Origin of the sequence: Pilosibacter fragilis, assembly GCF_032490495.1 — a bacterium.
Classification (GTDB): Bacteria; Bacillota; Clostridia; order Lachnospirales; family Lachnospiraceae; genus Pilosibacter; species Pilosibacter fragilis.
In genome coordinates this window covers 68811-93283 of record NZ_JAVYJB010000009.1, presented here as the reverse complement: position 1 = coordinate 93283, position 24473 = coordinate 68811, and the positions used below count along the sequence as shown (strand labels likewise).

Genomic DNA, 24473 nt, shown 5'->3' with positions numbered 1-24473 from the left:
CCCCGGAAAAAGTAACCGGTCCTGACAGAAAGACGGCTATGGTTCCGAAGATCGCCATGATCCACACGTGTTTTATGGTAAATCCATTCTTCGTAAGATCCATTCGACGCTTTGAGATCACTCTGTCCGATGGAACCGTCCTTCCAGTTCCGGACAGAAAATATTCTAAGATCTCAAAATTATTGTAGGAATGGGGAAAATAGATATGAGTTACAACACCGATTTCCTGATCGCAGCCATGATCATCCAGCTCATCATTCTGTGCCATTTTTCCGCCCAGAAGCGTCCGGATGACCTGAACAACCAGCTTTTTCTGATCCTTTCGGTCCTCGTGAGCCTGGATATCGCCTTTGAGGTTCTCAGTACCTTCTATATTAACTTTGAACACGCCGGGACCAGACTGGGCGCAATGTTTACAACAACGGTCTTCTACCTGTTCCAGGCCCTGCTGCCTTTCGTCCTGATCTGTTATGTCCGTTCTCTCCGGGCAAATAAGATCCTTTCCCCAGGTGAGATGCTTGCCTCCTCGATTCCTACGCTCATTCTGGTCTGCATCATCTTCGGGAACCTGAAGACCGGACTCCTGTTTTCCTTCGATTCATCCATGAATTACATAAGAGGACCCTGGTACATGCTCATGTACTTCTCTGCCCTCAGCCATCTTCTCACCGCCCTCATACTGACCTGCCTGTGGTGGAAGATCCTTGGAACGTCCAAAGTCCTGGTCCTCATTGAAATCCTCATCCTGCTTGCGTCCGGCGTCATTGTCCAGGCATTCTGCCACCAGCTTCTGATGACCGGTTTCGGGCTGAGTCTGGGGATCCTGGCGCTTTTCATCACGATCAACAATCCGCACGCGAATACGGATAACCTGACCGGTCTCTACGATAAAACCTACCTGTTAAGGAAGTTCAGCGAAATGCTGTCCAACCGGAGGATCTTCCACGTCATCACCGTGACTCTATATCAGCTCAACCACATCAACAAGGTAACAAGCGTGAATGGCGGTGACCGCCTGATCCTCTCCGCCGCGAGGCAGCTGCACAGGCTCTGCGGAGACAATGTGTTCCGCATTTCCGGGAAACGATTTCTCATCTTCACGTTCTCCCAAGAGCAGTTTGAACTCTATCTTGATGAGTTGAAAAATTTATTCCATCCGGATACAGCCCTCTCGGAAACAATTGTCTACTCCCCGGTCATCATCAGCGGGATCTCTCATGCGGAACGATTCGAGGATGGCGGTTCCATCCTTGATTATGCGCAGTATCTGGAGTCGCTCGCGCCGAACACCGGGCTCAATGAGACCGTCCGTGATACGGACAAGACCATGGAACGCTTCCTTTACCTGAAAAAGGTGGAGCAGTTTCTGCACACCGCGATCACGAATGATCTGTTTGAGGTCTACTACCAGCCCGTATATTCCCTGAAGGAGAAGCGCTACATCACGCTGGAGGCATTGAGCCGTCTATATCACCCGGAGCTCGGCTGGATCCCTCCGGACATTTTTATCCAGATCGCTGAAAAGAATCATCTGGTCGACAGGATCACGAATCTCCAGTTCCGCCGGATCTGCCGTTTTATCCAGGAGCACCCGCTTCTCACAGACAGACTCTGTAATATTAAGATGAACCTCTCCCCGTTAGACCTGATCCAGACAAACAGCAGCTCCCGTCTGATCCGGCTCATGGATGAGTATGGCATCAAACATTCTTTCATCCAGTTCGAGATCACGGAGACAGTCGCCACAGAATACAACAGCGCACTCAATAAGGCGGTCGATGATTTCGCGAATTCCGGAATCGGTCTCTGCCTCGATGATTTTGGTTCCGGATATGCGAACCTGAATACGGTCATGCAGCTTCCATTTTCCGCGATCAAGCTGGACCGCTCCCTCTTAAACAAAATCTGTGAGGATCCGCGCTCCGCGAACTTCTATCACAGCATCGTGTCTTCCTTCCAGAATATGGACTTCCATGTGATCTCAGAGGGTGTGGAGACAGCTGCCGAGGTAAAACTTTTAAGCGACTACGGTGTCGACATGATCCAGGGCTTCTATTTCTCAAAACCGCTCCCACCGGAGAAGCTTCTTGATCTTCTGGATAAATCATACCGTCCCCAAGAACGGTATCGCATATGATATTACTGTCTGCACTGATTCCATTCTCCTCAGCATAGCTGGAGGATCAGACTTTTTATAAAAAAGAGGATCTACCAGAAGTCAATGTCCACTGGCAGATCCTCTTTTTTTAATTTCCAAGCATAATATTCAAAATTTCCAAATCCGTAGAGTGCATACCATCTCGTCCCATGCGTCCGATACTTCGAATTGTTTCTTCAACATCATCCTCCACCAGACCTTCACCTGGCTGAAATGCCCTGTCATGTAATCCCATTTTCATTCCAAGAAGCGCAGTTTGAAGGGCTGTCGAAATTTTAGCTGCGCAGGATGATTTCGCACCATCACACACCATACCTCCCACAGTTGCGATGGTGTTGGTAATTGTCTCACAGACCACTTCATATGGATATCCAAGCATGTAGCAGATACCGCAGGCTGCTCCGCATGCGGCGCTCACAACGCCACAGTATGCAGACAGACTTCCGATATATTTTTTCTGATGAACTGCGATCAGATTTGAAACTACAAGTCCTCGCAAAAGTTTTTCTTTTTCGATATTTTTCTCCTGCGCGTAAACAATGACCGGCACGCTGACCGTGATTCCCTGATTACCACTTCCGGAATTGATGACCACCGGCATCGGACAGCCGTTCATTCTGGCATCCGAACCTGCGGCCGCAAATGCACGTGCCTTCAGGCCCACCGTCGGATTTTCGTTTCCGTCGATCAGGATTCTTCCAACCTCTGCTCCATACGGATGTTCCAGGCCTTCCCGACAGATCGCCATATTACACTCGATCTGCCGGTTCAGGATCTTCTCCACATCTCCGATCTTTACTTCATCCGCAAATTCCAGAATGTTTTTCACGGTAAGAAGCTGCTTATCTCCTGTCTTACAACCATTTTCCTCACCAGCCCCGGTTTTTTCCAGAACACTTACCCCGTCTTTTTCCATCCGGGTAATATTTTTATGAGTCTTCTGGATCTCAACGAGTGCCGTATGCTCTCCGGCACAAAGTTCTACTACAATATAAAGAGTCGCCACGCCTTCGATCAGTTTACAGGTACAGAATTTCCGCTTCAAAAGCTCCTTTGTCTTCTCCTGATCCTCTTTTGTCACACCCTCAAGCACTGCCAGGTCCATATCCGGGTCTCCGCCCACGATTCCCAGTACCGCTGCCACATCGATTCCTTTTAATCCGCCGGAGTTCGGTACCGTCACTCCCATGACATTCTTTACAATGTTGCCGCTGCAGGAGACTACGCAACTCTCCGGCATTTCTCCCAGAAGTTTCCGTGCTTTTGCGGCCGCGTACGCGATTGCAATTGGCTCTGTGCATCCGAGTGCCATGATCAGTTCTTCTTTCAGTATTTCCAGATGATTCTTATATAATTTCTCATCCATTTGCTTCATCCTTTTCTATTGCTTTTTACAATTTTTTCCTATATACTACAGTTAATTTCAACAACTTTTTATTTGTGGAGGTATCATGCTTAGTTTAACAAGTCTCCGTTGTTTTATGGCAGCCGCAGAGACAATGAATTTCTCCCGTGCTGCAAGGGAAATGTACATTTCACAACAGGCATTAAGCCATCATATTTCCAAACTTGAGGAAAATCTGGGGGTAAAGTTATTTTCTCGAAGCAATCCGATGGCTCTGACCGATGCCGGACATGTTTTATATAAATACAGCCGGACGATCCTTCAGGATCTCGATAACTGCAACCGGGAGATCAATGATATCAAAGATTTTCGTTACGGCACTCTGAACATTGGAATCCCTGTAACAAGAGGAACACTTATGCTTCCGCCCCTTCTGTCCGCATTCCACAGGAACTTTCCCCATGTGCAGTTGAATCTTTTAGAGGGAGATACACCGAAATTACTTTCCTCCCTCGATACCGCTGACATTGATCTTTTTATTGGCTGGCTTCCGGAAAATGATCCCAAATACAGATTTATTCCCCTTTATACAGAGAGTTTTGCAATCCTCATTCCCAATCACTTTTTAGATTGTATTGAGCTACCAGATAATATTTCCGACGACGTTCCTCTTCCAATCACACAATTTTCAAAGATTCCTTTTATCGTGCAGTCCACACATACCATGAATGGGCAGGTATTTTTATCTCTCTGTCAGGAGTATGATATGCATCCGGAGATTATTCTTACGACTACAAACCTGCTTACCCAGATTGCACTCTGCATGGAAGGTATGGGGGCCTGTGTCGTTCCAATGTCTTTTATCCTTCAAAAGGCATTTGTTTCAAAAAACACGCTTCTTTTCAACCCGGCCGCGATGAAGAATCATACCATCTACATCATTGACACACACAGCATTGTCAATAAATCCGTCATTGGCATCTGCCGAAAAAAAAACCATACATTGACGCGTGCAGGAAAAGAATTCGTTTCCATCGCAAAAGCTCTTTTTTCAGAGTCATTCTAATCGTTCTAAGAGGAAACCTTCCTGCTGCCGATTGCTAACAGGAAGGTTTGTCCTAAATTTTCATCTGCCTATCTTTTTAATTTTTCCTCAATTTCTCGTAAGGTGTTTTTAATGTACATCAACATATCTGTATCCAATGGATACCTGATCACACAACCAGGTGTCAGGATCTGGTGTTTTCCTCCCATCTCTTTATAACACTGGAAGATCTGGTTCTGGATCTTCTCTTTCTTACGTTCCGTAATATCTTTTCGATTGATTCCACCCATCAGGCACTTTCCGGTCATTACGTAAGCTTCATTTACATCCGGCAGCGTCTCCCATGCGTGCCAGTTGAAGATCTGTACCGGATAATCCTTTAAAACTTCAAAGATCAGATTATCACCATGGCAATGGATCGTATTCATCCATCCCTTATCAGCCGCCTTTATGACTCTGAGATCATATTCTTTCCCAAATTCCAGATATTCCTGAAGTGTGCACTGGTTATAGCTGCTCATCTGCGATGCGAAAAAGATTCCATCCGCTCCGTTTTCAATCACCCTTGCGGCGTATTTTTCCGTCGTTTTCGTGATCTCCTCCAGAGCTGCTTTCACCGCATCCGTATTTTCCTTCATATAAATGGACAGCCAGCTGACTTTGATATCCTTTACATTGTCATTTCCTACATTCGCCTTTACAGTCACTTTTCCGCAGATCTTATCGAGTGTCGTTAATGGTGAAAACACGGTTGTAATAACAGGAACATCCTCTTCCTTTACCTTATCCAAAACAAGCTGCAGATGCTTTAATTCGCGCGCATATGCCCCTTCTTCAATTGAGACTTCTTTCAATTTATAGAGATCTTCTGAACAATGTACCGGTGTTTCAGTGATCTTCGATACACCGCCCTTCAGTACTTCTGAAGCGTCAATTTTGCATCCAAAATCTTCGATTGAGTACATCCCGCTATTCATGGTCTTGATGAAATCCCAATCATATTTTTTATAAAGTTCATATGTCTTTTCTGCAATCTTCTCAGGATCTGTATCGATTCCTGGCATATGTGTCCAGAATGAATACGGCATACGATCCGGCTGTTTTCCATTGACTGCTGCTCTGATTCTATCTTTTTTTGTCATATTACCACCTCATTCGTATTACATCATTTTTTAATTACGATCTTATCTCTTCTGGATTTTGTTAAAAATTCAAAACTTTCTTCCGTAATAAGTACCGTATCACTATGCCGGACAGCTCCAAGTTCTGCACTCATAAGTCCTGGTTCTACAGTAAGGATCATTCCTGGTTTTAACGATGCTTTGTTTCCTTTCGTCACGGATGGAAATTCATGCGTGGATAATCCCATTCCATGACCGCACCTTCCTGGAAGGATGTTGGCAAATCCTGCATCTTCATACTCTTTCATTGCGGCAAAATACATATCTTCAAATATCGTTCCTGGGCGGAGCATGTTAAAAATATTTTCCCTAGCTCTTAGCATCGCATCATATGCGCGGGCACGTTCTTCGCAGACATCCCCAACCAGAACTGTTCGTTCATTTTCCACATTATATCCGCCAATACGGGCCCAGCTCATCGGCATTGTGATATCTCCCGGCATCGGAACATATCCGCTCGGGCAGTCGCAGCCATAATTTAATCGCTCATTTGACATGCACCATACGACCAGTGTGTCAATATCAGCTGTTTCTGAGTTTGAAAATCCGGATACTTCATATTTCTGATATTTTTCATGCCAGAGTTTCCTCATCGCATACTGACCTTCTGTCGCCGCCTGTGCCTCACTTGCCCCGTTTTCCAGCTGTTCAAGCGCATGCGTAACACCACAGTCTACAAATTCACCAGAAATCCTGCACATCTGAATCTCATATGGGTCTTTGATCAATCTGAGATCAAGCGCATCCTGGGCGATATCCACGACACCTTTCACATCCAGCTTTTCTGCCAGTTTCTTTACCACATTTACGCTTGCATAATCACCTTCAACTCCAAGAGTGATTTTTTCAGCTCCGATAATTTCACGGATTGCATCGTAAGCATCCAGTGCAACTGGTACTGCGCTTCCCCATTTTCCATAGCACATAACCGTGTCCACTGCACCTTCATTCATCGCATGTGCATAACGAATTGCATGGACCAGAAGAATCGCTTTATCCTTTGTGATAATAAAATATGGAACATGGCTGATAATGATCGGATTAAAATTACTGAAATAAAATACGTTTTCCGGTCTCAGGAGGATCGCTGCATCTACTCCTTTCCGGAACATTTTTTCACGCATATTGTCAATACGCTTTTTTACATATCCCCGGAGTTCTTCCGGTGCTCTTTTATCATCAATAATACTCATATATATTTCACCTCTACATGGTAAATGTCACAAAGCTTCCCGGTCCTAACGGCAGATCAAGGAAGAACCATATCAACAGTTCTGCTATCATAAATGCAAAGAATCCAATGACATATGGAAGCATATTGGACATTAACGTTCCGAAACCTGCTTTTTTATCATATTTCTGTGCTAATGCCAAAAGCATTCCAAAATATGCAAATGTCGGACAGATTGGATTTGTGATCGCATCGCCAATACGATATGCCATCTGTACGAATGCCGGTGAATATCCCATCAGCATGAACATCGGAACAAATATACTGCTGAGCAATGACCACTTTGTAGACGCAGAACCAATCAGAAGGTTTAAAAAGCCACACATAATGACGAATAAAATGATGATCGCCCATACTGGCAAGCCTGATTTTTCAAGAGCCGTTGCACCATGGATTGCAATGATCAGTCCAAGATTTGACCAATCAAAATACTTTAAGAACTGTGCAATAAAATAGAACAATGCAATATACGATGCCATTCCCGCCATTGCCTGTGTCATAGCGCTTGCAACATCATCAAACTTTTTGAATCGGCCGGAGCCAAAACCAAATGCAAGACCAGGGATCGCAAACATTAATGCGATCAGGACTGTCATGCCTTTCATTAACGGTGCTGCAGAATTCAGCAGGGAACCATTCTCGTCTGCCAGAATGCCTGTTGCACATAAGATCACAAATACAATCAGATAAATACCAAATGCTATCAGTGCACATTTCAGCCCTTTGTTATCTAACGGAGACGGATTTTCCGCTTTTTCTACATAATCTCCCGTATATTTTCCCATTCTCGGTTCTACATACTTTATTGTGATAAATACGGAGAAGATCGTTAAAAATACAGTTGATACCATGCTGAAATACCAGTTCATGGACGGGCTTAACGTGATATCCGGTAAAAGAAGTTTTGCTGCGGCCTCTGTATATCCCATATTTACAACATCCATGGAAGTGATCAGCAGGTTAGACGCAAAAGCGCCAGAAACAGATGCATAAGCAGCCAGCATGCCAACCATTGGATTACGTCCCATTGCGGCCCAGATCAATGCACCTAAAGGCGGCATTACAACAAATCCTGCACCGCCTGTACAGTCTGCCATTACACAGACAAAGCAGAAAATAATGATGACCTTTAAGTCAGAACCTTTCGTCTTGGCAAGTCCTCTTAATGCTGTGTGGAATAAGCCAGAAGCTTCCGCAACTCCAACACCGAGCATACATGTCAGTGTCAATCCTAACGCTGAGGTTCCTGTAAAGTTGCTCACAAATGTTGTAAGCATCTTAACGAATCCGTCTTTGCTGAATAAATTCACAACTTCTACTGTTTCGCCTGACACAGGATTTACTGCACTGACATGTAACATTGAGCATACTGCTGATATTACGATCGTAGCTATACAAAGATAGATGAAAAGAAGCATCGGATGGGGAATTTTATTTCCCATGATTTCAACATTGCGAAGAAATCCTTCTAACAATCCTCGTTTCTTTTTTGTATCGGATGTACCCATAAAGTTCCTCCTTTTTTGTAAATTGCCTGTTTTCCAATTCTATTTTCATCTTCGGGCTAATCAACGATGAAATTCTCGCAATTAGGAAGTTTTAGCCCCTCCCTATTTACAAACTTATTGTACTCCAATACATACAACAAATCTAACAGATATTTATGGTATATTCACAATCAACTAGTTGTACTTTTTAACACATCACACTACTATTTGCGGAGACTTTTTTCATATTTCCGATGTCGCAAAAAAACAGCATGCACCTGCTTTTCCTGCAGATACATGCTGTTTTTATATCCGGTATATTACCTGTACATTTATTTGTTTTTCCAGTGCTCCGTATGCAGCAGCATATGTGCCTTGTGGGACATCGGTTTTCCGAAGAAATCGCTGTAGATTTCCTTGATATCCGGGTTTTCATGCGAATACCGGAGTTCTGATTCCGCATCCAGTTCGTATAATTTCTTTCCGCGCGCAAACGCCCGCTCCTCGCCGTCGTGGATCGGCTGTCCGCCGCCGCCGACGCAGCCGCCCGGGCATGCCATGACTTCGACAAAGTCGTAGTGGACTTCCCCGCGCTCGATCTGCTGCAGCAGTCTTCTCGTATTTCCAAGGCCGCTGACTGCTGCGGTGCGCAGCTTAATGTCGCCGATCGCAAACTCCGCTTCCTGGACTCCTGCGTTTTCCTGGAATCCTTCACTGCGGACCGCACGGAACGCGTCTGCCGGCGGATTCTCGCCCTTTAAGGTGAAATATGCGGTGCGCAGGGCTGCTTCCATAACGCCGCCGGTCGCGCCGAAGATCACACCGGCGCCGGTTCCCGCATGCATTGGGCTGTCGCCCGGGATCTCGACCAGTGTATCCGGACGGATATGGGCGGAGCGGATCATCTTCACGAGTTCTCTCGTCGTGAGGACCGCATCGACGTCATGTCCGGCATACTCCCCGTAGAACAGGTCCATCTCACGCTCGCCTTTCTTTGCCACGCAGGGCATGATGGAGAGCGTAAAGATCTGATCCGGAGAAACTCCGAGTTTTTCCGCAAAATATGTCTTCATGACCGCACCGAACATCTGCTGCGGGGATTTCGCCGTGGAGAGGTAGTTCACCATATACGGAAACTGGCTCTTTGCAAATCGAACCCAGCCAGGGCAGCATGAGGTGAACATCGGACGGTCTTTCAGTTCGCCGCTTGTGAAACGGCTGATAAACTCCGTGCTCTCCTCCATGATCGTGAGATCCGCGGAAAATACCGTATCAAACGCGTAATCGACGCCCATTCTCTTTAATGCGTCGAAGATCTTTCCGACCGGAGCGTCCGCGCCGGAGAGTCCAAGTTCCTCGCCCCAGGCCGCACGCACCGCCGGGGCAACCTGCGCCACAACGATCTTCTCTTTATTTTCGATCGCTTCCCAGACCTTTTCCGTATCGTCGCGCTCCGAGAGGGCACCGACCGGACAGTGGGTGATACACTGACCGCAGAGAGCGCAGTTCGCTTCCCCGATCGTCTTATGTCCTGCGACATTCACGGTCGTTCTGGAACCGGTTCCTTCCACATCCCAGATCCCGAGTCCCTGGATCTTATCACAGACCTGAACACAGCGCATACACTTGATGCACTTCGCGGAATTACGGATCAGCGGGAAATTCTTATCCCACGGCTGATATTCCGGTTCCTGCTTAAACGGGATTTCCAGAATATTCAGATCATATGCCACCTGCTGCAGACCACAGTTTCCGTTTCTCGGACAGACCACGCAGCGGTTATCATGCTGGGACAGCAGCAGCTGGACCGTATTTCTTCTGTGATTCCGGACCTTCGGGCTGTTCGTATGGATGACCATGCCTTCCTTCACGAGGTTGTTGCAGGATGTGATCAGCTTTTCTTTTCCTTCCAGCTCCACAACACAGACTCTGCAGGCCGCGATCTCGTTGATCCCCTTTAAATAGCAGAGCTTCGGGATCGGGATCCCATTCTTCTCGGCAGCTTCCATGATCGTAATATTTTCCTCTGCCGAAATCTTTTTTCCGTCGATCGTAATATTTACCATAATGTACTCCTGCCTCCTTTAAAGATTCCGTATCCGAAATGATCACAGCGCAGGCACCGTCCGGCTTCCTGCTTCGCCTCCTTCTCGGTCATGCACTTCTCGACTGCCTCGAAATCACAGACACGCTCGCCTGCTTCCCGCTCCATTAAGTTCACACGTCCGCACGGAGTCTTATCCTTTAAGCTCGCCTCCGGAATTTCCACTCCGCTCGTGATCTCGTGGTGGTAACCCAGGTATTCATCGATGTTCGCCGCAACAACCTTCGCTGCTGCGATCGCTTTAATTACAGATGCCGGACCGCTGGAGCAGTCGCCGCCCGCGAAGACGCCCGGCATGTTTTCAAATGCACCGCTCTTTAAGGTCACGATCTTTCCGCGGGATACCGGGATCCCGGCTTTCTCGAAATGTCCGGACTCGATATCCTGTCCGATGGCCTTGATCAGGACATCGCACGGGATGTAGACATCCGGCTCTCCGGTCGGCTTCACGCTGGCGCGGCCGTCCCTGATCGCGCTGATCATCTGCGGGGTCGCGTAGATGCCGTGAATCTTGTGGTCTTCCCCGACATCTAAGGACGCTGGAGCCTTTAAGGTCACGATCTCGATCCCCTCCGCGATCGCGCCCTCGATCTCCCCCGGCAGCGCCGTCATATCGTTTCTCCGTCTTCTATATAAAATGCTGACTTTCTTCGCTCCAAGTCGTTTTGCCGTGCGGACTGCATCCATGGACACGTTTCCGCCGCCGATGACAACGACTTCCTTTCCGGTCAGGTCGATGATCTCGTCTTTTCCGACACTCCGCAGGAACTGTACCGCGGAGAGAACGCCGTCCGCGTCCTCACCCGGAAGTCCAAGCTTCTTATCCGTGCTGGCGCCGATCGTGATGAGCACCGCATCATACTGTTCCCGCAGTTCCTGGATCGTGATGTCCACACCGATCTTTAAGCCATATTTTACTTCCACGCCGGTCTTTAAGATCGCGTTGATATCGTCATCCAGCCGATCTTTCGGGAGACGATAGTTCGGGATCCCGTACCGCAGCATACCGCCGAGCTTCGGCAGCATCTCGTACACGGTCGTCTGATGTCCCATGAGCTGTAAGTAGTAAGCAGCACTTAAACCTCCCGGACCGCCGCCGAGGACAGCGACCTTTTTCCCAGTCGACGGAGCACATTTCGGCGGATCCACAACACCCGCGTAATCTGCCGCGAACCGTTTCAGTCCCCGGATATTGACCGCGTCGTCGACCATGTTTCTCCGGCATCTCGCCTCACATGGATGCTCACAGATAAAACCGCAGGTCGTCGGGAACGGATTGTCCTTCCGGATCAGGCGGATCGCATCGGCATATCTTCCTTCTTCCACGAGCGCCACATAACCCGGAATGTCCACATGGGCCGGACAGATCGCGACACACGGGACCGGCTGGTTGTATGTACAGGTACAGCGGCCTTTCTTGATGTGCTCCACATAGTCATCGCGGTAGCCGATCAGCCCCTTATAGACCATGTTCGCCGCCTCATAGCCGATCGCACAGTCCGCGGAATCCATGATGGAAAGCGCCGTCTTCTCCATGAGATCCAGCGTATCCATCGTCGCTTTTCCGTTTAATACGTCACGGATCAGCTGGTTTAACTGCCCAAGACCGATCCGGCACGGAACGCATTTTCCGCAGGTCTGCGCGTGGCAGAGCTCCAGAAACGCTCTCGCCATATCAACAGGACAGAGCCCAGGCGGGCTCGATTCGATTCTTCTCTCCAGATCTTTATAAAGTCCCTCCATCACGATCCGCGCGCGGGTCGGGGACATGATCTCCAATCTGCTCATATGATTCACTCCTCTGCATTTTTTTGTTTACCCCGGATATGTTCCCGGCACATCAACCGCGCGGATTGCTCCGCCTCTTCAGGACACCCATTTTCCTGCTGCCGGCCCTGTGCCGCTGTCTTTCCCATTTTTCACAACTGTTCCATCTCTTCACAGTTCCACTTTTTCTTAACTCATCTTAACATATGCTTGATTCTATCATGAATAGATTAAATAAATCAAGTGTTTTGTCAGTTTCGCTTAATAATCTTTTGTTTAACGTTATTTTTTAGACAAATCAGATATTTTATCCAAAATATGACCGCCTTTTCTGTCTTTCTGCTCATACCGGCAAAAAACACCCTGGCACATTCTCATACCAAGCGCGGACTTTGGCTCGTTGTTCGCGTAAAAAAACACCTCTGAAGCACCAGATTCTTATCTGTCTGCTTCAGAGGTATCTATACTCTGCCCTGACGGCATCCGGTCTTACAGCCGTTTTGCAGCAATTCTGTTATTTTACAAGATATCCGCCGTCTACCGGGATGATTGCTCCGCCCAGATAGTCGCTGGCATGGGATGCGAGGAAGATGCAGGCACCCTTCATGTCATCGCCTGTGCCCCAGCGGTTTGCCGGAATACGCTCTGTGATCTGCTGATATCTCGGATTCTTCGGATCAAGCAGCGCGGAGTTCATGTCTGTCGCCATATATCCCGGAGCGATGGCGTTTACATTGACGCCTCTCGCGATCCAGTCGTTGCTGAGCTCCTTTGTAAGCTGGGTAACTCCGCCCTTTGCTGCTGTGTATGCCGGAACGGTCTGACCGCCGAACCAGGATACCATGGAAGCGATGTTGATGATCTTTCCGTAGCCTTTTTTCAGCATGATCTTTGCAGCTTCCTGGCAAAGAATAAATACAGAGTTTAAGTTGACGTTGAGAACCTCATCCCACTCTTCGATCGGGAATACCTCGGCGCTGTGACGTCTCTGGATGCCGTGTGCATTTACAATGATATCAAGATCTCCGCCGAGTGCAGCAACACAGTCGTTGAATCCCTGATATACCTGCTCTCTCTTGCTGAAATCTGCCTTTACGCCATGGCACTTGAATCCGCGGTCGCAGAATTCTTTTGCCACATCATATACCTTATCGGATGTTCCGACAATCGCAACCTCACATCCTGCCTCCATCAGACCTTCTGCCATTCCATGGCCAAGACCTCTTGTTCCGCCTGTTACGATCGCTTTTTTTCCTTCAATATTAAATAATTCCATGATCATATTCTCCTCTCAGATTTCTCTTAGTCAAACAGGATTACCATCTTCTTCGCGGACTCGTCCGGATGATCCATCAGATAAAATACCTTGTCGATCTCGCTGAATTTGATGAATGTTGTTGCGATTCCGTCCGTGATGTACTCGCCCTTTTCCATTCTGTCGATCGTCGGTTCGAAAGCGTCCTGGGACATTCTGGAACCGATGATGTCGAGCTCTCTCTGGTTGATCATCGCCTGTGTGATGCCCTCTTTCTCGGTGCAGAATCCCATCGGTACCATACGGCCGGCGTTGCAAAGGATACCCGGCTGCAGGCACATCGTCAGGGAACCCGGGAAGCATGCAGAGTCAAACGCTACGGTGCAGCCATGTCCGTCTGTGATCTTCTGGATCTCCGCAACAACATCCTGAGTCTTGGAATTGATCACATAGTCAGCGCCGTATTCTTTTGCGCGCTCAAGGGAAGAATCGCTGATATCACAGCAAATCACGGTCTTGCAGCCCTTCGCCTTACATGTCTGTAAGATGATGGAACCGATCGTGCCTGTACCAAGGATAAATACGACATCATCTTCGACCACACGACCGCGTCCTGTGCAGTGGGAACCGATTGCAAACGGCTCAACAAGTGCCGCATCTTCCCACTTGACAGAATCGGAAATCTTGTATACTTCTTTTGCCGGCGCTGTGAAATACTCTCTCCAGCCGCCGTCTGCTCCGGAACCTCTTACTTTTACATGCTCGCACACATTCTTTCTTCCATGCGTACACTGGTAACAGGTTCCGCAAGAGGAGAGAAGATCCACGATAACATGGTCACCCACTTTCACATTTTTCACGTTTTTACCGATCTTTGCGATCACACCGGCATTCTCATGTCCCGGAATTCTCGGATATGTAGAGCACGGATTGGAGCCATGCCAGATGTGATGGTCACTTCCGCATACACCTGCGGATTTCATCTGAATAAGGACTTCATCCTCGTTTGCAAGTTCAGGAATCTCAACCTCACGCACCTCATATTTATGCGGTTCTACAACAACGACTTCTTTCATCATTTCAGCCATAATTCATTCTCCTTTTTTCTAAAAAGCTTTGTTTTATCTATAACCGGTTCATTCCATGTTACCCTATGATCGACGGGAGCAGCAGTGAAATTCCCGGAACAAGTGCAAATAAGATTCCGCAGAGGATCTCTACTACAACGAACGGAACCAGATGCTTTGACACCTGACCAACGGACTGTTTGCTGATTCCGCATGCCACGAACATACAGGTTCCGAACGGCGGTGTCGCCTGTCCCATTGCAAGGAGGAATACGAATACAAGTCCGAACTGTACCGGATCGATGCCGAATGCAGCTGCGATCGGAGCAAGGATCGGTCCGAGGATCAGGTTTGTTGCTCCTACTTCAAGGAACATGCCGCAGATCGTCAGAAGGATGATGATGATCGCCCAGAACATATATTTATTGGAGACAAATGCGAGCATGAAGTTCGTCACTGCCTGCGGGATCTGATAATAAGAGATCAGCCAGCCAAACATCTGCGCAGTCACAACAAGGATCATCAGGTTTGCGGTTCCCTCTGCTGTATTCTCAACGATCTCCCAGATCGTCTTCATGCTGATCTCGCGATAAACAGCGAGGCATACGATCAGACCATAAACAACGGCAACAACTGCGGACTCTGTCGGTGTAAAGATTCCGGCGTAAATACCTCCGAGAATGATGACCGGCATGATCAGCGCCCATACTGCGTCTTTAAAGGAAACAAGAAATCTCTTGAATGAAAACTTATCGGATTTCGGGAATCCGCATTTCTTTGCTTTGTAGTAAGCATAGAGGCAAAGAAAAACGCTGCAGACAACACCGGGAAGAATACCGGCCATTAAGAGTGCGCCTACGTCTGTTCCTGTGATATTACCATAAATAACGAGCACGATACTCGGCGGAATTACGATTCCAAGTGTTCCTCCGATCGCCTGAACGGCTGCCGCATAAGATTCCGGATAGCCGCGCTTTACCATCTCCGGGTACATCAGTCCACCGATGGCCGCTGTTGTAGCAACAGAGGAACCGGAAATTGCTGCAAAGAATGTGCAGGCAACGATGGATACCAGGGAGATTCCACCGGAGATCCAGCCGACGAGGGAATCTGCAAAGGCAACGAGACGCTTGGAAAGTCCGCCCTTTGACATAACGTCACCGGCGAGCATGAATGCCGGGATCGCCAGCATGGAAAAGCTGTTGGAGTTTGCGAAAATTCTCTGTGCGATCACTACAAATGTAAGCTTCGGATCAAGAAGAACCGCTACAATACATGATAACCCCAATGCCCATGTAATTTCAAGTCCACATGCCATGCCGACAAGCAGGACAACGATCAAAGCAATAGCTGCAGTCTGCATCAGCCTACCTCCTTCTCTTTTCCAAATTCCTCCCAGGTGTCTACGATCAATGCGAGGAAGTTCATAATAAATCCGATAAACATGATCCCGTAAAGCAGGCTCATTGGAATTCCCATTGCCGGGCTGATCTGGTATCCACCGATCTCAATAAGTCCGTAGCCGCTGTACATAAGAATCAAACTAACATAAATGGCGATTCCTTTCCGGATCACATCCATAACATACTGTGCTTTTCCTTTCAGGTATCCGTCAATCAGCTCAATGCGGACAAACAGGTGATCTGTCGCCGCGAGGTTGATTCCAAGAACGATCAATGCCACAAACAGATATCTGGAAAGTTCCTCCGACCATGTCAGGCTCTTAAATATAACAAATCTGCAAAATGTCTGTAAGAATACAACTCCGATCATCAGTAAAAGGACTGCGCCGATGATCGCTTTATTGATTTTCTGTACTTTTTTAAAGGCTGCCGCGAATTTTTCCATAACGCACCTCCTACTTATTTACTGACAGTGCCCGAATCTCAGAGATCATATCACCATACTGTTCTTCCCACTGCGCATACAAGTCTGCTGCCTTGTCGATGAACTGCTGCTTATCCGGATATGTGACGGTCATTCCCTGTTCCCTTAACTGGTCAACAGCTTCTCCATCCATCTTCCGGCTCAGCTCTCTCTCACTGATACTGCATTCTGCCATGACGTCTGTAAAGATCTGTTTTGTCTCATCATCGAAGGATGCCCAGGTTTCCGGACTCATAACGAGGAATACGGTCGAATACGCATGTTCCGTGATCGCAAGATGTTTGTTGACCTGTGCGACGTTATTTGTCAGAATAACCGTTGCCGGATTCTCCTGTCCGTCGAGAGCGCCCTGCTGAAGCGCGGTGTACGCCTCGCCCCAGGACATCGGTGTCGCGTCGGCTCCCATGGCTTTCCAGAATGCGATATGTACCTGATTCTCCATAGTCCTGATCTTAAGACCAGAAACATCGTCTACGGAGTTGATATCACGCTTGCTGTTTGTCAGGTTTCGGAAACCGGATTCCCAGATTCCAAGCCCATAAAGTTGAACACCGGAAAGCTTGTCTAAAAATCTTGTTCCAATATCACCAAGGAACACTGCATCTGCCTGATCTGTCGATGTAATCAGATACGGAATGTCCAATGCCTGAAAATCACTGATGAAGTTTCCGATCGTAGACTGGTTTACGACCGCGATATCGATCGTTCCCATCTGACAGCCTTCGATCGTGTCGATCTCCGCACCGAGCTGACCATTGTGATAAGTCTCGATCTTGTATTTTCCCCCGGTCTCCTCATAGATCCTGTCTGCGAAATGATCCATCGCCTGTCCGATAGCTCCGGTCTGCGAGGATGTCTGTGCCATTCGAAGCGTGATCGTTCCGTCTGTGCTGTTCTTCTGATGACTGTCCTTGTAGATGCTGAATCCACTGAGTACAACTGCTGCTGCGAGAATTCCTGCTGCTGCGAGAGCTGATGACTTTTTGCTCATTCCCCTTTAAGCTCCTTTCCCTTTTCCGAAAATCTACGGAGTTACAAGTGCTCCGTCACGTCCTCTTGTCTGTGTCCACGTTGTCACGGTGTTTTCACACGGATACTTTGCCGCCTCAGCTTCATCGATATCGACGCCCAGACCTGGCTTATCATTCGCGTAAACATAGCCTTTCCGATACTCCGGCATACCTGGGAATACATCAAGAAGCGCGCCGTGCGGTCCTTTTAATTCCTGAATCACAAAGTTCGGCGGTTCAATCCCGGACCATTCCTGAACACCGAAATTCTGTGCCGCAAGGTCGATGTGGATATTTGCTGCATGGGCTAACGGAGACATATCCCCCGGTCCGTGCCATGCTGTCCGAACACCAAACTGCTCCGCAAAAATCTGGAGCTTTCTCGCCGGTGTAATTCCTCCAACCTGGCTGATATGAACACGGATGAAATCGATGAGCTGTTCTGCGATCACGGTTCTCCATTCATACGGATTGTTGAACAGTTCCCCCTGCGCGATCGGGATGCTCGTCTGCTGTCTTAAATTTCTAAGCCAGGAGAGCTGCTCTAACGGAACCGGATCTTCCAGAAAGAAAAGGTCAAACGGTTCAAGACCTTTCGCAAGCGCCACCGCGTCAGCCGGAGTAATCCGCTCATGGACATCATGCACAAGCTGCATATCGTAACCGATCTTCGCTCGAATCTGTTCAAATAACTGGATTGTATCGCGGATGTATTTCTTAGAATCGAGATACAATCCATCATGTGCGCCTTCCGGTGCTGTCCCAGGTGTCTGTCCATAAGGAAGTCCGCCGTAACCGCCGCACTGGCATCTTAAGTGGGTAATCCCCATTTCCTGATACATCTGAATATTCTCGCAGATCTCATTGATGTCCCGTCCGTCCACATGACGGTAGACCGGAATTCCTTCCCTTACTTTTCCTCCAAACAACTCGTATAACGGCATCCCTGCCATCTTTCCCTTGATATCCCAAAGCGCCATGTCGATTCCGGAAATCGCGTTATTCTCGATCGGACCATTTCTCCAATAGCCGTTCTGATGCATCAGCTGCCAGGTCTCCTCGATATTTTCAACCGGGCGCCCTACAAGCAGCGGCTTCATATACTCCTCAATCAGATGCTTTACCGTCAGATGGCGGTAAGCAAAGGTTGCGCAGCCAAGTCCATACAGCCCCGGCTGATTTGTCTCGATCTTTACGACCACAAGATTGATTCCTTCCGGTGCCGTACAGATCACCCGGATATCCCTAATCTTTACTGACATCCCATATTCCTCCTCATCCTTTTATTTATAAGACGTTGCCATAATCAGTTTATTGATTTTGCAGATTTTCAAGTTGTCTTGATTGCCTCTTAACTTGTTACTCATCATACAAGTTAGGTTTTATTATTAAGGTGCCTTTTGCGCTGCAACCGACACCCTGTTTTACTCATTACTTAATTTTTTCTGTTCCACCTTCACGATCTTTGATCTTTCCAGACATCTTCAATGTCTCGATGGAACCACCAAGATGCTGTTCCATCACGTCACGAGCCCTTTCTGCATCATGATTCTTAAATGCTTCCAGAATCTCCGTGTGGTAGTGGAGTCCCGTCTCATACCCGAACAGCTCATTCATCTGTTCGTGATTTTTTCTGGATTCCAGAAAGACTTTATGAAGACTCTTTTCCAGGAGCGGATTGCCGGAGGTCCGGCTGATAACTTCATGAAATTTCAGGTCTGCACGGACAAATTTCGCTCGGTCTCCTTTAAATTCCTTCATCTGTTCCAGATAAACTTCCAGAGCGGCAACTGTTTTTTCATCGCAGTTTTCCATTGCGAGTACACATGCCCCCGGCTCCAGAATCTTTCTGAATTCCAGCACTTTGCAGATATCCATACAATCTTCCGATGTGATCTTGTATTCTGCCTCGTCCCAGTTTTCAACCTGAGTGTTGATCAGGAACGTTCCTTTTCCCTGATAGCTTTTCAGAACACCAATCCCGATCAGATATTGAAGTGCCGAGCGGATACTGGAACGGCTGACTCCAAGTTCCATAACCATCTGGTTTTCAGACGGAATCTTTTCGCCGATGTTCCATTTTCCGGATTCAATATTTTCCTTCAGATACTCAACGACCTGATCTGTAATATTGACTGTTTTTATTTTCATCCTCGCGCGTTACCTGCTTCTTTATTATTCTGCTTGCTGGGCGGATAAGATTGTTTTTTTACTTGTCAGACAACCTATGAGTTGATTATATCCTATTTTTACCTAAAGTCAATACCCATTTTCAATATTTTTCGTTGTTTTTTACAGACTGAACGGAATCTTTGCGGGGAATGTTGATATGTTCCATGCGGAAAATGATTGCCCATGTGCAGCATCCTAACTCTATATTACTCTGTATTGATCTGGGTATTGATCTGCCTCCGTTTTCTTGCATCTCTGAAACTTCCATGGTAGAATAGAAATGATGTGTACAGAAATTATCCACTCACCCGAAAGGAAACTTGTGATATGAAATCCGGAGAACATTTTGACGTGATCATCATCGGCGCAGGCCCGTCCGGAATCTTCTGCGCGTATGAGCTGATCAAAGAAAAACCTGAACTGAACATTTTAATGATTGAAAAAGGAAGACCGATCGAGAAACGTGTCTGTCCGAAGAGAAAAACAAAGGTGTGTGTGGGCTGCAAACCATGTTCCATCACCACCGGTTTCGCCGGAGCAGGAGCTTTCTCCGACGGCAAGCTCTCCCTTTCCCCGGATGTCGGCGGAAATCTGCCGGAGATCTTAGGATACGATAAAGCGACAGAACTCATCAGGGAATCCGACGATATCTATCTGCAGTTCGGCGCTGACAAGAACGTCTACGGCGTTGACAAACAGCAGGAGATCCGCAAGATCCGCAAGAAAGCCATCAACGCAAACTTAAAACTCATCGAATGCCCGATCCGCCACCTCGGAACCGAGGAAGGTTATAAGATCTACACAAGACTGCAGGAACACCTTCTCGCCAACGGAATCCACATGGAATTCAACACCATGGTCAAGGATATCATCATCGAGGACGGTACCGCAAAGGGTGTTATCACCGATAAAGATGAGACATACTACGCAGATGAGATCGTCTCCGCCATCGGACGTGAAGGCTCCGACTGGTTCTCCCACATCTGCGATGACCACGGAATCGATACCGAAGTCGGAACCGTCGACATCGGCGTCCGTGTTGAGGTCCGCGACGAGGTCATGGAGTTCCTCAACAAGAACCTCTACGAGGCAAAGCTTGTATACTACACACCGACCTTCGACGATAAGGTCCGCACATTCTGTACGAACCCGTCCGGTGAGGTTGCTACCGAATACTATGAGAACGGCCTGGCTGTCGTAAATGGTCACGCTTATAAATCAAAAGAATATAAGACAAACAACACAAACTTTGCGATCCTGGTTTCCAAGAACTTCACAAAGCCCTTCAAGACCCCGATCGAGTACGGCAAACATATCGCCCAGCTGTCCAACATGCTATGCGACGGAAAGATCCTGGTCCAGACCTTCGGTGATTTCCAGAGAGGCCGCCGCACCACGGAGGAACGTCTCTGCAGAAACAACATCATCCCGACCTTAAAGGATGCCGTTCCGGGCGATCTTTCCTTAGTTCTCCCGCACCGCATCATGGTGGACATCAAGGAGATGTTAAAGGCCCTCGACAAGGTAACTCCGGGTATCGCCAGCGATGAGACACTGCTTTACGGAGTGGAGGTTAAATTCTACTCCAACAAGGTCGTTGTCGATAAGGACTTCGAGACAAACATCCACGGTCTCCGCGCTATCGGTGACGGTGCGTCCGTGACCCGCGGACTTCAGCAGGCATCCGCGAATGGACTTTCTGTTGCGAGAAGTATCCTCGCGAGGATCGATCAGAAGTAAGGCAGTAAAAAGCTTCCTTTAAATCTGTATGCTGAAAACCTCACATATAAAATAGAAAAAAGAGCATCTTTGCGCTCCAATGTTTTAAGGCATTTTCCAAAACATTGGAGCCGGAGATGCTCTTTTATGCCCAATCCGACTTTTATTCCGCCGCCCCAAGATTTGAGTATCCCATCAGGTCCTCATCGACCTCTCTTGCGGCATTCCTTCCCTCACGGATCGCCCAGACCACAAGTGACTGGCCCCGGCGCATATCGCCCGCCGTGTAGATTCCCGGAATCTGGGTCCTGTGTCCGTCATTTTCTGTCTTTACCCGGAGACGCCCGTCAAGCTCCAAGCCGAAACCTTCCGCGGCATACTTCTCCGCGCCGAGGATCTCGCCGTCTGTGAACAGGATAGATGCCGGACCGTCCCACGGCTCCATCATTGTTGCGTAATAGCGGTAGAAATCCTTTATCTCCTGCCACATATAGCGGTCATGTTTCCACGGCGCCGGGATCGTGATCATGACAGCCAGCGGAAGATCCATGCCGCTCATGGTAAGGAATTCCAGCGCGTTGGAGATAGCTTGCCATATTTTCAATTTTGTGCAAATATCACATTTTTACAAAATTGTCAGATTATCTGACAATTATTTTTGTCAGTTTGTCCGTATAATAGGGACATTTATTTTTATCATAGAGACATTCTATGGATACGTCTGAAATTCCCTATTGATGCAGAAATCACAGCTCGTTATCGCAAAAAAAGACACTAAAAAAGTCTGCCAAATTTTGTTATCTTTCTTTGAGCACATTTTCTAATTCAAGCTGCATTACTGCCCTTATTCAGCCGTAATTCAATGTATGCATGATCCTTATTAAGGATTTTCCCTGTGAGTGTTCATTCCCCAATCCATTCCAAATCGGCTTCGCCGATGGGATTTTTACCTTCCAGCCTGAGTTTTCACTTTTACTTTCTTGGATGCGCTCCCTGGTACGCCTCTCTGACCGCGCTGTCCATGGCATATGCCGTGTACATCTGGGTGGATGCCAGATCGGAATGACCCATCATGGTCTGGACGGCACGCATGTCAGCGCCATTGCTTAAGAGGTGCGCCGCGAAAGAATGGCGCAGAGTGTGGGGTGTGATGTCTTCCTCAATTCCTGCCCGGTCCCCGTAGTATTTGATAATCTTCCAGAATCCCTGACGGCTCATGGCTCTGCCGCTGTAATTTGTAAACAGCAGTTCCGATCGTGTTCCTTTTAAAAATGTCTCACGGGCAGACTCCAGATATTTCGCAAGAGCGTCCTTCGCCGCATGGCCAAAGGGAATCATCCGCTCCTTGTGCTCATCGCGGCAGGTGATAAAGCCGATGGACATATTTACATCGGAGAGCTTTAGATTCACAAGTTCCGTCACGCGGATCCCTGTCGCGTATAAGAGTTCCAGCATTGCCTTATCGCGGATCTCCTTCGGATTCGCGCCGGACGGCTGCTCCAGGAGTTTCGTCACCTCATCAACTGTAAGGATCACAGGCACCTTTTTCTCGATCTTCGGCGCATGCATCGAATCTGCCGGATCACGGCGGATCTTCCCTTCCTTAAACAGCCAGCCAAAGAACGATCTCGTGGATGCCAGTGCCCTCGAAACTGTCGACGCTGCTTTTCCTTCTTTCTCCAGGAAAAGGATATAGGAATTTAACGCCGTCTTTGTCACTTTCCCGCAGTCTGTGATTCCGTTTTCCTCCAGATAATCTGCCATTTTTAACAGATCTCTCTGATAAGAAAGCGTTGTATTTTTTGACGCGTGTTTTTCTTCCTCCATGTAGTTTATGAAGGTTTGAATTTCCTCTCTCATACTTTTTCCCCGTTCATTTCCAGACACAGTTATCCGCGCTTTTCACGATCCTATACGAAATCATAACTATTCAGCAGCTTCACCCGCTTATGTTTTCTCCTGGTCAGCGCAGCAAGTGCGCAAATCCACAGAACAGTTACACAAAATTTTTCTGTTCGAAATTTTCAGCACCTGTGTCTATACACGTTTATACTCTATCTGTTTTTTAGTTTCACGATGTCTGCCTTTGGGAAACAGGGGACATAGGCCTAAGTTTTCCACCATCCCCCCGATACGCTGTTTTTCCCGGCAAAACCAGTATTTTTCTACATTATAGTCCCATTTTAGGGCAAAATCAAACGGATTTTTCCCACTTGGATCCCATTTTAGACTATTTTACATAACTAATCGCTAGATATGGAACTGTATATATCCACAATGGCAATATCTTGTCAAAATGCACAAAATTTTTTTATAAAAAAAGGGCTGAAAGCCGCGTATTTCCTGGGAAAATTCCACTTTTCCGCCCCCATTTCCCTGACTACCGTACCACGCCTTCAACGCCTTTCGTCAGATATTGTCTCTTCCGTTGATGTCCTAATTCAAATCCACGATTTTCAGATATGCCTTTCTAAAACATTTGGAAGATCAGCGCTGAAAAATTTGGATTTATGAATATCTCAGATATAATTCCAAGCACCATAAAAAATACCATCATCCATAACCTGATTTTCTCTTTTCCATCCGCCTGCTCCACGACCATGATCCATAAAAGGTAAGCCGCCAGTGTATAAAAGAATCCCTGCGGAAATACAAGTCCGAAAAAGCGCAGGATCCCATAAATTCCCGCATGCATCGTCAACACACAGACAGCGATTGCGGATGTAAATGCCAGATAGACTGCTCCCGCGTAAAACAGGATTCTGGCAAAAACTGCCTGGCAGATCAGAATTCCCAATAAAATCCACACAAACCGTTTTTTCAATACTCCCACAAACAGACTATACCGGTCCGCCGACACGATCTCCGATGATGTGAGGATCCCGGAGAACCAGCTTTCAAGTGTGCTTTTCATCTCTGCGCTCATCTTATTGAAGAAAACTGTCCCCAGAACGGTCCCCAAGAATAAAAAAAAGGACAGCCAGAACATCTGACTGTCCCAAAATCTCCGATGCCTGTGAATTCCGGCCATAGCGATACCGTCCA

19 protein-coding genes are annotated in these 24473 nt (G+C 47.5%); 3 read left to right on the top strand and 16 right to left on the bottom strand.

What is annotated here, in order from left to right; translation table 11 throughout:
• Positions 1–205 precede the first annotated feature (205 nt).
• Positions 206–2137 (top strand): EAL domain-containing protein, encoded by a 1932-nt coding sequence (locus ABCW45_RS10300; protein WP_343220788.1) that lies wholly within the window; start codon positions 206–208, stop codon positions 2135–2137.
• 109 nt (positions 2138–2246) lie between these two features.
• Here ABCW45_RS10300 and ABCW45_RS10295 read toward each other — a convergent pair whose 3' ends face one another.
• Positions 2247–3524, bottom strand: coding sequence for an L-cysteine desulfidase family protein (locus ABCW45_RS10295; RefSeq protein ID WP_343220787.1), 1278 nt, complete (start codon positions 3522–3524; stop codon positions 2247–2249).
• A gap of 85 nt (positions 3525–3609) precedes the next feature.
• Between ABCW45_RS10295 and ABCW45_RS10290 the strand changes: the two genes are divergently transcribed.
• Positions 3610–4569: a LysR family transcriptional regulator gene (locus ABCW45_RS10290; protein WP_343220786.1), complete on the top strand. Its 960-nt coding sequence runs from the start codon at positions 3610–3612 to the stop codon at positions 4567–4569.
• Between the two features lie 68 nt (positions 4570–4637).
• Here ABCW45_RS10290 and ABCW45_RS10285 read toward each other — a convergent pair whose 3' ends face one another.
• The 12 genes from ABCW45_RS10285 to ABCW45_RS10230 form a co-directional block, all read right to left on the bottom strand.
• Positions 4638–5690 (bottom strand): uroporphyrinogen decarboxylase family protein, encoded by a 1053-nt coding sequence (locus ABCW45_RS10285; RefSeq protein ID WP_343220785.1) that lies wholly within the window; start codon positions 5688–5690, stop codon positions 4638–4640.
• Positions 5691–5713: 23 nt separating this feature from the next.
• Positions 5714–6922: a M24 family metallopeptidase gene (locus ABCW45_RS10280; RefSeq protein ID WP_343220784.1), complete on the bottom strand. Its 1209-nt coding sequence runs from the start codon at positions 6920–6922 to the stop codon at positions 5714–5716.
• Positions 6923–6935: 13 nt separating this feature from the next.
• Entirely contained in the window at positions 6936–8468 is a 1533-nt protein-coding gene (locus ABCW45_RS10275; protein WP_343220783.1) for an AbgT family transporter, read from the bottom strand.
• 311 nt (positions 8469–8779) lie between these two features.
• Positions 8780–10513, bottom strand: a complete 1734-nt coding sequence (locus ABCW45_RS10270; protein WP_343220782.1) for a [FeFe] hydrogenase, group A — start codon at positions 10511–10513, stop codon at positions 8780–8782.
• Positions 10507–12339 (bottom strand): NAD(P)-binding protein, encoded by a 1833-nt coding sequence (locus tag ABCW45_RS10265; protein WP_215702164.1) that lies wholly within the window; start codon positions 12337–12339, stop codon positions 10507–10509. Before ABCW45_RS10265 ends, ABCW45_RS10270 begins: the two co-directional genes overlap by 7 nt.
• 493 nt (positions 12340–12832) lie before the next feature.
• The gene (locus ABCW45_RS10260) at positions 12833–13594 is read right to left on the bottom strand and encodes an SDR family oxidoreductase (RefSeq protein WP_343220781.1); all 762 of its coding nucleotides are present in this window, start codon (positions 13592–13594) and stop codon (positions 12833–12835) included.
• Positions 13595–13620: 26 nt separating this feature from the next.
• Positions 13621–14661, bottom strand: coding sequence for a zinc-dependent alcohol dehydrogenase (locus ABCW45_RS10255; RefSeq protein ID WP_343220780.1), 1041 nt, complete (start codon positions 14659–14661; stop codon positions 13621–13623).
• A 58-nt stretch (positions 14662–14719) separates the two neighbouring features.
• Positions 14720–16003: a TRAP transporter large permease gene (locus ABCW45_RS10250; RefSeq protein ID WP_343220779.1), complete on the bottom strand. Its 1284-nt coding sequence runs from the start codon at positions 16001–16003 to the stop codon at positions 14720–14722.
• Positions 16003–16488 (bottom strand): TRAP transporter small permease, encoded by a 486-nt coding sequence (locus ABCW45_RS10245; RefSeq protein WP_144363830.1) that lies wholly within the window; start codon positions 16486–16488, stop codon positions 16003–16005. Before ABCW45_RS10245 ends, ABCW45_RS10250 begins: the two co-directional genes overlap by 1 nt.
• A 10-nt stretch (positions 16489–16498) precedes the next feature.
• On the bottom strand, positions 16499–17518 hold the full coding sequence (locus tag ABCW45_RS10240) for a TRAP transporter substrate-binding protein (RefSeq protein WP_117470834.1): 1020 nt from the start codon (positions 17516–17518) through the stop codon (positions 16499–16501).
• Between the two features lie 33 nt (positions 17519–17551).
• The gene (locus ABCW45_RS10235) at positions 17552–18799 is read right to left on the bottom strand and encodes an enolase C-terminal domain-like protein (RefSeq protein WP_343220778.1); all 1248 of its coding nucleotides are present in this window, start codon (positions 18797–18799) and stop codon (positions 17552–17554) included.
• A 169-nt stretch (positions 18800–18968) separates the two neighbouring features.
• Positions 18969–19688, bottom strand: a complete 720-nt coding sequence (locus tag ABCW45_RS10230) for a FadR/GntR family transcriptional regulator (RefSeq protein ID WP_144363828.1) — start codon at positions 19686–19688, stop codon at positions 18969–18971.
• A gap of 306 nt (positions 19689–19994) precedes the next feature.
• On the opposite strand from ABCW45_RS10230, the gene ABCW45_RS10225 reads away from it, so the two are divergent.
• Positions 19995–21449, top strand: coding sequence for an NAD(P)/FAD-dependent oxidoreductase (locus ABCW45_RS10225; RefSeq protein ID WP_343220777.1), 1455 nt, complete (start codon positions 19995–19997; stop codon positions 21447–21449).
• Between the two features lie 142 nt (positions 21450–21591).
• Here ABCW45_RS10225 and ABCW45_RS10220 read toward each other — a convergent pair whose 3' ends face one another.
• The 3 genes from ABCW45_RS10220 to ABCW45_RS10210 all read right to left on the bottom strand — a co-directional run bounded on the left by ABCW45_RS10220 (position 21592) and on the right by ABCW45_RS10210 (position 24342).
• Complete coding sequence (locus ABCW45_RS10220) at positions 21592–22032, bottom strand: hypothetical protein (RefSeq protein WP_343220776.1); 441 nt, start codon at positions 22030–22032, stop codon at positions 21592–21594.
• Between the two features lie 368 nt (positions 22033–22400).
• Positions 22401–23288 (bottom strand): site-specific tyrosine recombinase XerD, encoded by an 888-nt coding sequence (gene xerD, locus ABCW45_RS10215; RefSeq protein ID WP_144363825.1) that lies wholly within the window; start codon positions 23286–23288, stop codon positions 22401–22403.
• Positions 23289–23898: 610 nt separating this feature from the next.
• Positions 23899–24342, bottom strand: coding sequence for a hypothetical protein (locus ABCW45_RS10210; RefSeq protein ID WP_343220775.1), 444 nt, complete (start codon positions 24340–24342; stop codon positions 23899–23901).
• Between the last annotated feature and the right edge of the window lie 131 nt (positions 24343–24473).